The sequence below is a fragment of the Glycomyces sp. NPDC050141 genome, from assembly GCF_055586545.1.
Window position 1 is genome coordinate 25918 of the sequence record NZ_JBVJHZ010000011.1, and the last position, 11598, is coordinate 37515.

At 71.5% G+C, this 11598-nt stretch carries 11 protein-coding genes; 6 read left to right on the plus strand and 5 right to left on the minus strand.

All coding sequences use genetic code 11. From position 1 onward, the window contains the following. Positions 1 to 9: 9 nt before the first annotated feature. Entirely contained in the window at positions 10 to 1179 is a 1170-nt protein-coding gene (locus ACZ60M_RS09260) for a hypothetical protein (protein WP_465416333.1), read from the plus strand. A gap of 65 nt (positions 1180 to 1244) precedes the next feature. Here ACZ60M_RS09260 and ACZ60M_RS09265 read toward each other — a convergent pair whose 3' ends face one another. Then, complete coding sequence (locus tag ACZ60M_RS09265; RefSeq protein ID WP_465416335.1) at positions 1245 to 2720, minus strand: alpha/beta hydrolase; 1476 nt, start codon at positions 2718 to 2720, stop codon at positions 1245 to 1247. A gap of 167 nt (positions 2721 to 2887) precedes the next feature. On the opposite strand from ACZ60M_RS09265, the gene ACZ60M_RS09270 reads away from it, so the two are divergent. Beyond that, the gene (locus tag ACZ60M_RS09270; protein WP_465416337.1) at positions 2888 to 3352 is read left to right on the plus strand and encodes a GNAT family N-acetyltransferase; all 465 of its coding nucleotides are present in this window, start codon (positions 2888 to 2890) and stop codon (positions 3350 to 3352) included. An 11-nt stretch (positions 3353 to 3363) separates the two neighbouring features. Here ACZ60M_RS09270 and ACZ60M_RS09275 read toward each other — a convergent pair whose 3' ends face one another. Then, entirely contained in the window at positions 3364 to 4062 is a 699-nt protein-coding gene (locus ACZ60M_RS09275) for an NUDIX domain-containing protein (protein ID WP_465416339.1), read from the minus strand. A 104-nt stretch (positions 4063 to 4166) separates the two neighbouring features. Between ACZ60M_RS09275 and ACZ60M_RS09280 the strand changes: the two genes are divergently transcribed. From ACZ60M_RS09280 to ACZ60M_RS09290, 3 genes are read left to right on the plus strand one after another with little or no spacing between them, the layout of a single operon-like run. Next, complete coding sequence (locus tag ACZ60M_RS09280) at positions 4167 to 4682, plus strand: DUF2975 domain-containing protein (RefSeq protein ID WP_465416344.1); 516 nt, start codon at positions 4167 to 4169, stop codon at positions 4680 to 4682. Then, on the plus strand, positions 4682 to 4897 hold the full coding sequence (locus ACZ60M_RS09285) for a helix-turn-helix domain-containing protein (protein WP_465416345.1): 216 nt from the start codon (positions 4682 to 4684) through the stop codon (positions 4895 to 4897). The genes ACZ60M_RS09280 and ACZ60M_RS09285 overlap by 1 nt, the downstream gene beginning before the upstream one ends. A 21-nt stretch (positions 4898 to 4918) precedes the next feature. Continuing rightward, positions 4919 to 5218: a hypothetical protein gene (locus tag ACZ60M_RS09290; protein ID WP_465416347.1), complete on the plus strand. Its 300-nt coding sequence runs from the start codon at positions 4919 to 4921 to the stop codon at positions 5216 to 5218. Here the strand turns inward: ACZ60M_RS09290 and ACZ60M_RS09295 are convergent. Together ACZ60M_RS09295 and ACZ60M_RS09300 are read right to left on the minus strand one after the other, a co-directional pair. Continuing rightward, the gene (locus tag ACZ60M_RS09295) at positions 5215 to 6846 is read right to left on the minus strand and encodes a hypothetical protein (RefSeq protein ID WP_465416348.1); all 1632 of its coding nucleotides are present in this window, start codon (positions 6844 to 6846) and stop codon (positions 5215 to 5217) included. The two genes, ACZ60M_RS09290 and ACZ60M_RS09295, sit on opposite strands and share 4 nt — an antisense overlap. After that, positions 6843 to 7511, minus strand: coding sequence for a hypothetical protein (locus tag ACZ60M_RS09300; RefSeq protein ID WP_465416349.1), 669 nt, complete (start codon positions 7509 to 7511; stop codon positions 6843 to 6845). Before ACZ60M_RS09300 ends, ACZ60M_RS09295 begins: the two co-directional genes overlap by 4 nt. Positions 7512 to 7679: 168 nt before the next feature. On the opposite strand from ACZ60M_RS09300, the gene ACZ60M_RS09305 reads away from it, so the two are divergent. Continuing rightward, a complete protein-coding gene (locus ACZ60M_RS09305; RefSeq protein ID WP_465416351.1) occupies positions 7680 to 10484 on the plus strand; it encodes an AfsR/SARP family transcriptional regulator in 2805 nt (934 codons plus the stop codon). Between the two features lie 106 nt (positions 10485 to 10590). Here ACZ60M_RS09305 and ACZ60M_RS09310 read toward each other — a convergent pair whose 3' ends face one another. Then, on the minus strand, positions 10591 to 11589 hold the full coding sequence (locus ACZ60M_RS09310; protein ID WP_465416353.1) for a hypothetical protein: 999 nt from the start codon (positions 11587 to 11589) through the stop codon (positions 10591 to 10593). Between the last annotated feature and the right edge of the window lie 9 nt (positions 11590 to 11598).

Genomic DNA, 11598 nt, shown 5'->3' on the forward strand with positions numbered 1-11598 from the left:
GAGGACCCCATGCCCAGTTACCAGGACGCGCTCTCGGCGCACCCCTCGGAGTTCCTCACGTACGCCTCCGAGATGACCGCCGCCGCAACGGATCTCGCCACTCAGCAGACCGACTACGGCACCAAGGTCGCTGAGATCAACAGCCACTGGCGCGACACCGCGAACGACGCCTTCAACGGCGAGGTCGGCAACGTCAACGCCCACATCACCCAGGTCATCGGCGAAGTCACCGCGACCGCGAGCGGCCTCGCCGGGACCGCCGCGCAGATGCTCCTCGAATGCACCGGCCTCAAAGCCGCCGACGCCGCGCTCAAAGCCGTCGGGTTCAACATCCAGCCCGCCCCGATGGTGACCCTCGGCCCGGCGCAGCGCACCGCGATCGCGATGGCCGGCCCGTTCGGCGGCATCCTCGAAGCGGCCCTCCAGGCCCAGGCGGCGGCGGGGACGTTCGGGCTCCAGACCCTCACGTCCCTCATCAACGCCGCCGACGCTACGGCCGGAGCGGCCCTCACGCAGGCCGCCGAGCTCCTCAAGCCCCTGGAGGACAAGTCGAGCGGCGGCAAGGACATGGAGAACCACCAGGCCGCCGAGGACCACTCCACCAGCGGTACAGGCGGAGAGAACGAAGAAGCATCCTCCGAAGAAGACAAGAAGGAGGAGGAAGAGGAAAAGACCGAAGGAGAACAGAACCAAGACGAACAAGACCAGCAGCAGCAGGACCAGGCCCAGTCCCAGGACCAGCAGCAGCCGACAATGCCCGAGACCCCCTCCGGCATGGAGGACATGGCGCAGCCTGAGGTCCCCGAACTCGACAACCCCTGGGACGCTTCCGAACTTGAAGACCCCGAAGACCTCTCCGGCGGTCTCGCCTCCGGCGGAGGCGGCCTCGGCGGTGGCGGCATGGGCGGCGGCGCGGGCGGGCTCGGCTCAGGCCTCCCCGCGGGCGGCGCCCCCACCGGCGGAGGCATGGGCACCGCGACGATGCTCGGCGCCCCGGCCGGAGGCACCGCGACCGGCGCCGGCGCCAAGGCGGCAGGCGGCGGCATGATGGGCGGTGGCGGCGGCCGCGGCGCCGGAGGCAACCAGGACAACGAGGTCGAGCGGGAATCGTTCCTCACCGAAGACCCGGACGATGACGTCTGGGGCATCGGCAAGGAAGACGACAACCCCTACACCTAACAGCAACCCGCCCGTGGTCGACGGTTTTGAGGGTGTCGACCACGGGCGGCCCCTAAGCGTTCGCTTCAGCGCTCTACGCCAGCGCAGCTGAGACCGGCTGCCGGAACCTCCAAGTCAATGAAGTAGGCGTCGACGGCCTCGTCCAGGCACGGTGTCTTGAGCCCGTAGGCCGTGTGGCCGTAGCCCTCGTAGGTGACCAGGGCGCCGCCGGTCTGCGCGGCGACGCTCTCCGACCACGGGTACACGGTCGCGTAGTCGTGAACGGTCCCGACCAGCACGATCGGGGGCGCGCCCTCGATGTCCAGCGGCCCTTGGGGGTTCGTCGGCTCGATGCCCGAGCCCGAGCAGAACAGGGGCAGCCCGGCGTACGGGCTCCACTCGGTCACGGGGTACTCGTCCGCCAGGCGGTTCATCATCGACTCCCACTCGGCGAACTCGTCGATGCGGAAGTCCCAGTCCTGGCAGAACATCGGCATCTCCGGGAACTGCCGCACGGCGCCCGCGGCGGTGCCGGCCGAGTCGGTGAGCGCCGTGGAGGCGGGGGTTCCGTCGCGCATCGCCTTCAGCCCTTCGGCCAGGGAGGACCAGGCGGCGGGTTGGTTGGCGGCGAAGGCGACACGGGAGAGGCCGAAGAAGTCGAGCGGCGCGCCGCTGCCGGGGTCGGTCAGGTCGCCTGCCCGGGCCCGGTCCTGCAGTTCCTTGTAGACCTCGACCGTGCCGGACCCGTGGAGTGCGCAGGCCTCAGTGGTGTCGCACCACTCAGCGAACTCGCCGAAGTTCCGTTCGAACGCGGCGGTGCTGGCGCTGATGAACTCCCACATCGTCTCCTGGCTGTGGTCCTGGTTCCCGTCCAGCACCATCGTGCGGATGCGCTCGGGGTACCGCTCGGCGTACTGCTGGCCCATCAAGGTGCCGTAGGAGAAGCCGAGGTAGTTCAGGTCGCCTTCGCCGATGGCGCGCCGGATGCGTTCGATGTCCTCGACGACGTGCAGGTTGTCGGCGTGGTCGAAGAGCGGGCCGGTGAGCTCGCGGCAGGATTCGGCTGTGGCTTCGCTGCGGTCCAGCCAGGTCTGGAATGAAGACTCGGTCGTCGGAACCGGGGTGGCCTCGAATGCGGCCACGAGTTCGGCGTCGCAGTCGATCGGGGTGCTGTCACCGACGCCGCGCGGGTCGAAGCCGATGAAGTCGAAACGCTCGGCCGCGTCCTCGGCCAGTGCGTACTCGCCGTTGATGACGTCTTGCACGCCTGAGCCGCCGGGGCCCCCGGGGTCCATGAGGATCGTGCCGATGCGCTCGTCGGGGTTGGTGGCGAGGCGGCGGGCGAGGGCGATCTCGATCTGCTCGCCTCGGGGATCGGCGTAGTCGAGTGGCACTTCGATGGTGGCGCAGTCGAACTCGGGGGCTTCCGCGCACGGCTGCCAGTCGATGGACGGCCGCTTTCCGGTCCCGCCGGTCTCGGCGAGTGCCGCGCTCGGGAAGAGCGCGAGCGCTGTAGCGGCCGCGGTGCCCGCGGCGATAAGGAATCTGTTGGAATTTCGCATAGTTTGGAAGCTATGCCGGTCCAGTGCCCGGCGCATTGCGGCTAGCCCTACCAATCCTGTTGGTGCACACCGGAAAAGGCCTGGGTGTGCCGGAGACCGGCCGCCGCGTCGTCGGCGCCCGGGCGGGGTGGGTCACGCTGTGTGTCGGCTTCCGTAGACTTCGGTTGGTGGACATCGAGTTTCGTGCTGCTCGTGCCGATGAGGCGCCGGTGGTTTCAGCGTTGGCGATGCGGTCGAAGGCGTACTGGGGTTACAGCGAGGAGTTCCTGGCGGCGATTCGCGAGGAGTTGACGTACTCGCCGGAGGTGTGCGCGTCGGGGATGCTGGTGGTGGCCGAGGGGGCGGGCGGGCTGGTGGGGTTCTACCGCCTGGTCGAGGGTGTCCCGGAGGCCCGGCTCGAGTCGCTGTTCGTCGACCCGCCCGCGATCGGGACCGGTGTGGGGAAGGCGTTGCTGCAGCGGGCGCTGCTCGCTGCGGAAGCGCTTGGGGCCCAGACGGTCACGTTGGAGGCCGACCCGAATGCGGAGTCGTTCTACGCCAGGTTCGGGTTCATGCGGTCGGGGGAGTTCCCGAGCGAGTCGATTCCCGGGCGGATGCTGCCGCACATGACGTTCCACATCCCCCGGGGCTGAGCTCGGCGGGCCTACGCGAGCCTGTCGGCGAGGAGCGGGCCCGCTATGCGGAGGCTTTCGTTGCGGGTCAGATGGATTCGTGCTTCGGGGGCGATGGGCCCGCCTGCTGCGATCGTCGCGCCGGTGGCGGTGAGGGACGCGAAGGTCGCGCCTTCCCCGAGGAGGGGCCCTGATTTGAGCGGCATCCAGACCAGGGCGGCGATGTCGGGGTCGTCGGGCTCGAACCGGTCCGGTTCGCCGATGAACTCGGCGAGGAACATGCAGAAGTAGGTGAACGGCCCGGAGGGGAGGTCGGGCCGGAACGGCCTGGTCGGGTCGGGGTTGGGCGAGCGGTGGACGATGAACGGGGCCGGGGTGTCGCCGGTGCGGGCTTCGCGCAGCGTGTCGGTGTCGATGTCGTGCAGGAAGGTTCGCTCCGCCGCTACGAGCCGCACTTCCACGCCGAGTTCTTCACGGGCCTCGCGCAGGGCGCACTCCCAGGGGTCTTCGCCGGGTTCCTGGCCGCCGCCGACACCGCCGACGTACCAGTCGGTGCCGTCCGCGTCCGCCGCGTCGATGCCGTCGGCGCTCAGGGTCGTGAGGACGTTGCCGTCGCGGACGAGCAGGACGCCTGCGCAGAACGGCCGCCCGGCGGTGAGCCTGCGGATCTCGGCGGTTCCCGTGTCGGCCTCCTGCCAGAGCCGGTGTTCGGGCGAGTCGGTGTGCGTCATCGCGTTGCCTCCCTTGTCGAGTCATGCCGACCTTACCCTCCCGGGTTCGTGCCAACACTCCCTGATCTATTGATTTTCGATAGCTATCGATCGATAATCGATGCATGAATCGTTTTTCGGCAATCCTGCTGCAGCTCGCCATCGCCGCCGCCTTCCTCGCCGGTCTCTTCGGGCAGATCGTGGTCGCCCCCGGCGCCGTCCAGGAGGGCATGGCGCAGGCGGTCGAGGGCTCCTACGTCGAGATGCGCCCGTTCGTCATGGCCTACACCGCGATCGCGATCCTCGGGATCGCGTGCGTCCAGGTCGCGCTGTTCGCACTGTGGCGGCTGCTCGCGATGATCAAGTCCGGCGCCATCTTCTCGCTCAAGGCCTTCCGCTGGCTCGACGCGATCATCGGTGCCGCCCTCGGCGCGACCGCCCTCGCCTTCGGCGTCTTCCTGCATCTCACCTCCGGCGCCATGCCCTTCAGGCAGGACGCCAGTATGGACGAGCTGAGCCTCTGGGGCGGCGCGGTCGTCTGCGTCGGGGTCGGCCTCGCGTTCGCCACCCTCATGGTCGTCATGCGCGGCCTGCTCCGCAAGGCCACCGACCTCGAAACCGAGATGGCCGAGGTCGTCTGATGCCCATCATCGTCGACCTCGATGTCCTCCTCGCCCAGCGCGGCATGTCGGTCGGCGAGTTCGCCGCGGCCGTGGGGATCTCGCCCGCGAACGTCGCGGTGCTCAAGAACGGCAGGGCGAAAGCGGTCCGCTTCACCACCCTCGAGGCGATGTGCCGGGTCCTGGACTGCCAGCCCGGCGACCTCCTCCGCCGGGTCCCCGACGACGAGGACTGACGCGCGGGGATCATGGACGCCATGGCCGACACTCCGATCGAACTGTGCTGCCTCCTCCGCGCCCTCCCCGGCGCGGAGGAGGCCATGACCGCCTACGAGGACAAGGTGACCGCGCTCGTCCCCGAGCACGGCGGCGAGCTCGTCTCCCGCGCGGTCGGCGACGGCGCCGACGGCAGCCCGCACGAGGTCCACGTCTACCGCTTCCCCGGCCAGGCCGCCATCGACGCCTACATGGCCGACCCCCGCCGCCTCGCCCTCGCGGCCGAGCGCGACAGCACCGTGGCGAGCACCGTCCTCTTCCCGGTCCGCATCAAGTCCTAATAGGTCTCGATGTAGTAGCACTCCTTGTAGGCCGTGCCCGAGTCGAGGTCCCACACGCCGTAGTACGGGGTCACGTACGGGTCGGTGGCCTTGACGACCATCTCGTACTCGCCCGCCGGGAGCGACACGGTCTCCCACACCGCCCAGCCGTCGCCGCACTGGCCCGTGCAGTCGCTGCAACCTCCGATCGTGAAGCTCCCGGTCTCGGGCCCGTCGTAGAGGATCTCCAGCGTGTAGCCGGATGCGTTGCCGATCTCGAGCTCCATCGAGCCGCCGGTCCAGCCGTTCTCCTGCGGGTCGGCGAGGTTGTCGCCGCCGCTGCTCGCGTCGGCGATCTCGTCGCGGATCTCCTGGAGGCGCGCCTCCTCGGCGGCCTCCTCCGCCTCGCGCTGCCGCTCGGCCTCCGCTTCCTCCTGCCGCTGCCGCTCCTCCTCGGCCTCGCGGGCCTCCGCCGCGGTGATCGCGTCGAGGATGCCTTGCGCGTCAGCGAGGTTCGGGTCCTCGGACGCGTATGCGATGAGCCATGTCAGCAGCGACTTCGCGGTCGCGCGGTCGCCGCCCTCGTAAGCCTGACGGCCGCAGTCGAACAGCATCCCCGGGAGCTTCGCGGCGGCGTCCTCGCGGGCGGCCGCGGTCAACTCGTCGGCGACATCGGCGTACTCGGTCTCGGTGGTCCAGTCGCGCCCCTCGAAGTAGTCGAGCACCTCGATCTGCTCGCAGTGCCCGGCCGCTGCCGCGTCCGCCAACGCGTCGTCGTAGATCGCCTGCACTGCACCGGGTGCGGATGCAGCTGCTTCGGTGCCGTCGAACTCGGCGGTCAGGAGCGCGTAGATCCCGATGGCCTCGGAGTAGCCGGTGAGGACTGCGGCGGCTGGATCGGCTTCGGCCGTGGCGGCCTGCGCCCGGGCACGGTGGACGTCGGCGAGTTCATTGCGGGCGAGGTCTTCGGCGGGAGGGTCGGTGAGGTCGAGGTACGTGCCGTACGCCTCGACGGTGGCCGCGTAGTCGCCCGCTTCGGCGGTGGCGCGGGCCGAAGTCAGCAGTCCGCACTGCGCGCGGTCGCGTTCGGCGAGCGGCAGAGCGCCGCTGAAGGACAGCTGGTAGCGCAGGTCGAGCCGGTCGTAGTGGCCTTCGGCCGCAACGCAGTCCCCGGCCTCGTGCGCGGCCTGCGCCGCCTCGAGTTCGCCGTTCGCGGCGCCGCGCATGGCGCTGACGCCGACCACGAGCGCGGCGAGGAGCACCGCGCCGACCGCCGTTGCCGTCCATGAAGGACGCCGCTCGGGCGGTGCCGGTTCGGTCAGTTCGAGCGAGTCCTTGCTGATCCGGCCGAGCAGCGACTGCTCGATGTCCTCGACCGACCCGGGCTCGGGGCGCGGCTCTACCTCGCCGATCCGGTAGGCGTGCACCGCCATCCAGGCCAGCCACGCCACGGCCACCCCGAGCCAGACACCGGGGTTCCCGGCGACCGCCCCGGCGGCGAGGACCCACACCAGGGCCGCCGTGACCAGCAGGTGCACGAGCCCGCGCCGCCACCGGCGCAGGTGGAAGAAGCCGAGGCTCAGCCCGGAGAGGTTGAGCAGGGCGGCGTTCCAGCGCCGCCCCGGGCCGAGCCGGAGGCGGGCGTTCATCGGCCCGAGAGCAGTTCGGTGAGGCGGTCCACGGCTTTCCCCTGGGCGGCTTGGATGGTGGCGGTGGCCTGGACGGAGAGCTCTTCGCACTCGGTGTCGAGGGTGGCGTTGGGGACGAGGAACTTGAACTCCGTCAGCCGTCCCTCCACATTGACCTCGGCGGAGCACAGGTCGTCGTCCGTCGTGTGCTCGAACCGCTCGTGGGAGGCGCGGGCGATGCGGTCGCGCAGTTCGTCGCCGCTACGGTCGGGGACGCGGGCGGCCAGCATGTCGGCGTGCGCGCGTTCCAGGACCAGCACGTACTCGGAGCGGGCCGCCTCAGCGGCGGTCCATGCGGCCTGGATCGCGTCGGCCACAGCCGGGTTGCTCAACCGGTCGATGGTCGGGCTCAACGCGAGGGACTGCAGCCGCCCCAGGTAGTCCAGGCGCAGCCACGCGACCCGGTCGGCGTCGGTGCCGTCGAAGCCGCGCGCGGTCAGCTCCCCGGTGAGCGCCTCGGCCCGGTCGGCGAGGTCGGCGGCCTGCTCGTACCGTTCCCGGGAGGGCGCGGCGTCGAGGGCGCGGTCGACCCCTTCGCGCACGTCGCCGGCGGGGAGCCGCGCGGCGGCGTGGCGTCCGGCGGCCAGGCGGTCCTCGTAGTCCTCGGGGATCTCGATCCGGTGCATCAGTCTGCCTCCTCAAACGCTGTGGAACGGCATCGTCTCGGGTGCGCTCACGGATCGGTCACCGATCGGTCATGCCCCGGCCGCGGCCGCTTTGAGGAATGCGTCACTTATGGCGTTGTGGGACACTGGGTGTCCCCCTGTCCCGTCCCGGATCGAAGGCGGAACCACATGCCCCACCTCGACGTGCGCCTGCTTGGGCCCCTTGAACTCCGCGTCGACGGCGCGCCCGTCGCGGTCCCGCGCGGCAACACCGCGACGGTGCTCGCGATCCTCCTCGACGAGGCGAACAGCGTGGTCCCGCTCGACAGCATCGTGCGCGCCGTCTACGGCGTCGACATCCCGCAGGACCCTGAGACGCAGGTGCAGAACACGGTCGGGGTGCTGCGCCGCAAGCTCGGTGCCGCCCGCGACCGGGTCGAGACCGTCGGCCGCGCCTACCGGCTGCGCATCGACACGGCCGAGCTGGACACGCTGCGCTGCAGGGCGAACGAGGACCGGGCGCGCGCCCTGCGCAACGAGGGCCGCCTCGACGAGGCCGTCGCCGCCCTCAGGGAGGCCCTCGGCGAGTGGCGCGGGCCCGCGCTCGCGAACCTCTCCGGACTCACCGTGGACGCGGTCCGCCGCCGCTACGACGAGCACCGCCTCGCGCTCCTGGAGCGCCGCATCGACCTCGACCTGGAGCTGGGCCGCGCCGCGGAGGTCGTGGACGAGCTGCGGCAGATCGTCGCCGTCCACGGCACCCGCCAGAGGTTCACCGCCCTGCTCATGCGCGCCCTGCACCTCGGCGGGCGCACCGCCGAAGCGCTCGAAGCGTATGCGGCCCTGAAGGAACGCCTCGCCGACGAGCTCGGCGCCGACCCCGACCAGGGCCTGCGCGACCTCCACACCGCGATCCTCCGCGACGGCCCGCCGTCCCCGGGCCCGGCCGCGCCGCCCGCCCCGGAGGCGCCGTTCCCGCGCCGCGTCCCCGCGATGCTCCCGCGCGCCAACACCCGCTTCACCGGGCGCGGCAGCGAGATCGGCATGCTCGACCGGTTCCTCGACGAAGCCCAAGGCGCGGCCGGGCTCGCCGTCGTCACCGGCATGGGCGGCGTCGGCAAGACCGCGCTCGCCGTGTCCTGGGCGCAGCGCGTCGCCCACCGCTTCCCCGACGGGCAGCTGTACTTCAACCTGCGCGGCTTCGACCCGCTCGCGCCCGGCGTCGACCCGAGCGCGGTCCTCGGCGAGGCCCTGGTCGCCCTCGGCGTCGAATCCCACCAGCTCCCGGCGGGCGTCAACGAGCGGATCGGCCTCTACCGGACGCTCCTGTCGCAGCGGAGCGTCCTCGTCGTCCTCGACAACGCCAGGGACGCGGCGCAGGTGCGCCCGCTCCTGCCCGTCGCGCCGGGATCGTTCACGCTCGTGACGAGCCGCGACCGCCTCACCGGGCTCGACGCGACCGAAGGCGCCGAGACCGTCCCGCTCGACCTCCTCGCCGACGCCGACGCGTGGGCGCTCCTGGTGCGCCGCATCGGCATGGACCGGGCCCTCGACGAGGAACGCGCGGTCCTGCGCATCGTCGCCTCCTGCGGGCGGCTCCCCTTGGCGCTCACCCTCATCGGCGCGTGGGCCGCCGCCCACCCGCAGTTCTCCCTCGCCTCGCTCGCCGACCGGCTCGACACGACCACGAACGTGTTCCGGGTCCTCTCCGCCGCCGACCCGGCCGCCGACCCGCGCTCGGTGTTCGCCTGCTCCTACCAGGCCCTCGGTTCCCGCGCCGCCCGCGCGTTCCGGCTCTTCGGCCTCCACCCCGGCCCCGACCTCACCGTCCCGGCGATGGCCAGCCTCATGGGCGCCCCGCCCGCCGACGCCGAAGCGGCCCTGCAGGAACTCGCCGACGTGCACCTGGTCGACCAGCACCGCGAAGGCCGCTACACCATGCACGACCTCCTGCGCTCCTATGCGGCCGAACGCTTCCAGCAGGAAGTCGCGGAGCCCGAACGCGAGGCCGCGACCCGCCGGATGATCGAGCACTACCTCTTCACGGCCGCCGACGCGGAGAAGCTCCTCGACACCAGCGTCGAACGGTTCGACCTCGGCGCGGCCGCCCCGGGCGTCTCCGTCGAACCGGTCCGCGACGCGGTCGAGGCCACGGCCTGGCTCGACACCGAGGACGAGATCCTGCACGGCCTGGTCCGCCTGGAGCCAGCCTGGCCCGAACTGGAGGTCCGCATCTGGCAGCTCGGCTGGTGCCTGACCGAGTTCCTCGTCGACCGCTACCGCAAGATGCACCGCTCCGAGACCGCCGCCGAGGCCTTCGCCGCGACCGAACGCGTCGGCGGCGTCCTCGGCCGCATGACCTCACGCGGCTACCTGTCGGGCCCGATGCTCCTGGCGAGCACCGAGACCTTCGTCCGGGACGAGCTCACCCGGGTCCTCGAGTCGGCGGGCAGGGAGCGGAACCCGGGGGCGAAGGCGATCGTCAGCTACGTGCTCACCATCGGATCGGGCGCCGAGGACCGCGACAGCGAAGCGCTCGGCTATGCCCAGCAGGGTTTCGAGTACTTCGTCGAACACGGCAACCACTACTGGGCGAACCGCCTGCGGTACGCGGTCGGCTGGCACAGCGCCCGGCTCGGCGACCTCGACAGGGCCTTCGCGTGCTACACGCAGGTGCTGGCGGCGGCTCAGGAGCCGTGGCGGCTGCTCGCCAAGGCGAACACCGACATCGGCTTCGGGTACATCGCGTACGCCAGCGGGCGATTCGACGCGGCGATCGGCCACTACCTCGAGGCGCTCGACTGGTACGAGGCCAGCAACCTGGACGTGAGCGCCGCGTTCGCCCGCGAGCACCTGGGCGACGCCCGGCTCTCCCGGGGCGAGGAAGCGGCGGCGAAGGAGGAGTGGACCGCCGCGTCCTCGGTGTACGGCGCCTACCGCCTCGGGGCCGAGATCGAGCGGGTCCGCGCGAAACTCGCCGCGCTGGCGGCGTGACCCCCGACCCCGGCGACGCCCCGGACACGCGAAAGGCCGCTCCCTCCGGCCCGGGAACGGGAAACGGGCCGCGCCCGAAGGCGCGGCCCGCTGGAAACCTTGCGGCTCAGGCGGACTCGGCCCCGAAGTCCGTGGCCAGCAGCGCCTCGATCGCGGGCGCGTACATCGCCGTGCCCGACTCGGACACGGACGCGACCCCGATGAACCCGTTCACGCCGTCCACGTCCACGACCAGGATCGCCGTGTCCTCGTAGAGGTCGGTCGTGTCCGGCGACGCCGTCCACGAGTTCCGCCACTCCGCGAGCACGCCCGGCCGCCCGTCGACCTCGACCTCGGTGTACTTGATCTCGCCCTGCTGGTAGCCCTCCACAGTGGAGAACCCGTCGCCGAGCCACACCTCCGACGCGCTCAGCGCGCTGGCGGGCAGGTCGGCCGGGTCGAACACGGCCGCCGCGCCCGAGTAGAGGCCGACTGCGAACAGCGATACCCAGGACTCGGTGTGGTTGACCTGGTAGATCTCGGCGTCGGCGAGCGGTTCGGAGGAGACGCCCGGCCCGGCCGTGTACGTCCATTCGGCGCCGGGGATCGGCGTGACCGACCCGAGCGAGGTCACTGTCAGGTGCGTGCCCGAAGGCAGCGGCGCCTCCTCGGACTCCTCGCCGCCCTCGTCACCGCCCTCTTCCTCGCCGTCCCCGCCGCCGGGCGTGTTCTCGACCGTCGCGTCGTCGTCCCCGGCGTTCAGGGTCCCGCTGTCGTCGTTGTTCCCGCCGAGGAAGTAGTAGCCGCCGAACGCGCCGAGCGCCATGAGCAGGACCACGCCGATCACGAGGATCGCGGTGCCCGCGCTGCTTTTCGTGGTGGGCTGCACCGGCGGCGGTCCGTACTGGGCGTAGGGGACCTGGTAGCCGCTCGCCGGGTCGTACTGCGCGTACTGGGCCTGCGGGTCGGGCTGGCCCGGGTACTGGCCGGGGAGCTGCGTGGTCGCGTACGTCTCGGCACCGGCCTGTCCGGGGGCGTAGCCTCCCGCGGGCGGCTGCGCGCCGGGCTGGGAGGGCCCGTACTGGCCGCCGGGCTGCGCGGCGGGGTCTTGCGGGGGGTACGTCATGCAGCGATC

Bases quoted from the DNA above. Each gene is read 5' to 3' on its own strand.
- ACZ60M_RS09265 (WP_465416335.1), bottom strand. From the start codon at position 2,720: ATGCGAAATTCCAACAGATTCCTTATCGCCGCGGGCACCGCGGCCGCT.
- ACZ60M_RS09275 (WP_465416339.1), bottom strand. From the start codon at position 4,062: ATGACGCACACCGACTCGCCCGAACACCGGCTCTGGCAGGAGGCCGAC.
- ACZ60M_RS09300 (WP_465416349.1), bottom strand. From the start codon at position 7,511: ATGCACCGGATCGAGATCCCCGAGGACTACGAGGACCGCCTGGCCGCC.
- ACZ60M_RS09290 (WP_465416347.1), top strand. From the start codon at position 4,919: ATGGCCGACACTCCGATCGAACTGTGCTGCCTCCTCCGCGCCCTCCCC.
- ACZ60M_RS09305 (WP_465416351.1), top strand. From the start codon at position 7,680: ATGCCCCACCTCGACGTGCGCCTGCTTGGGCCCCTTGAACTCCGCGTC.
- ACZ60M_RS09280 (WP_465416344.1), top strand. From the start codon at position 4,167: ATGAATCGTTTTTCGGCAATCCTGCTGCAGCTCGCCATCGCCGCCGCC.
- ACZ60M_RS09310 (WP_465416353.1), bottom strand. From the start codon at position 11,589: ATGACGTACCCCCCGCAAGACCCCGCCGCGCAGCCCGGCGGCCAGTAC.
- ACZ60M_RS09295 (WP_465416348.1), bottom strand. From the start codon at position 6,846: ATGAACGCCCGCCTCCGGCTCGGCCCGGGGCGGCGCTGGAACGCCGCC.
- ACZ60M_RS09285 (WP_465416345.1), top strand. From the start codon at position 4,682: ATGCCCATCATCGTCGACCTCGATGTCCTCCTCGCCCAGCGCGGCATG.
- ACZ60M_RS09260 (WP_465416333.1), top strand. From the start codon at position 10: ATGCCCAGTTACCAGGACGCGCTCTCGGCGCACCCCTCGGAGTTCCTC.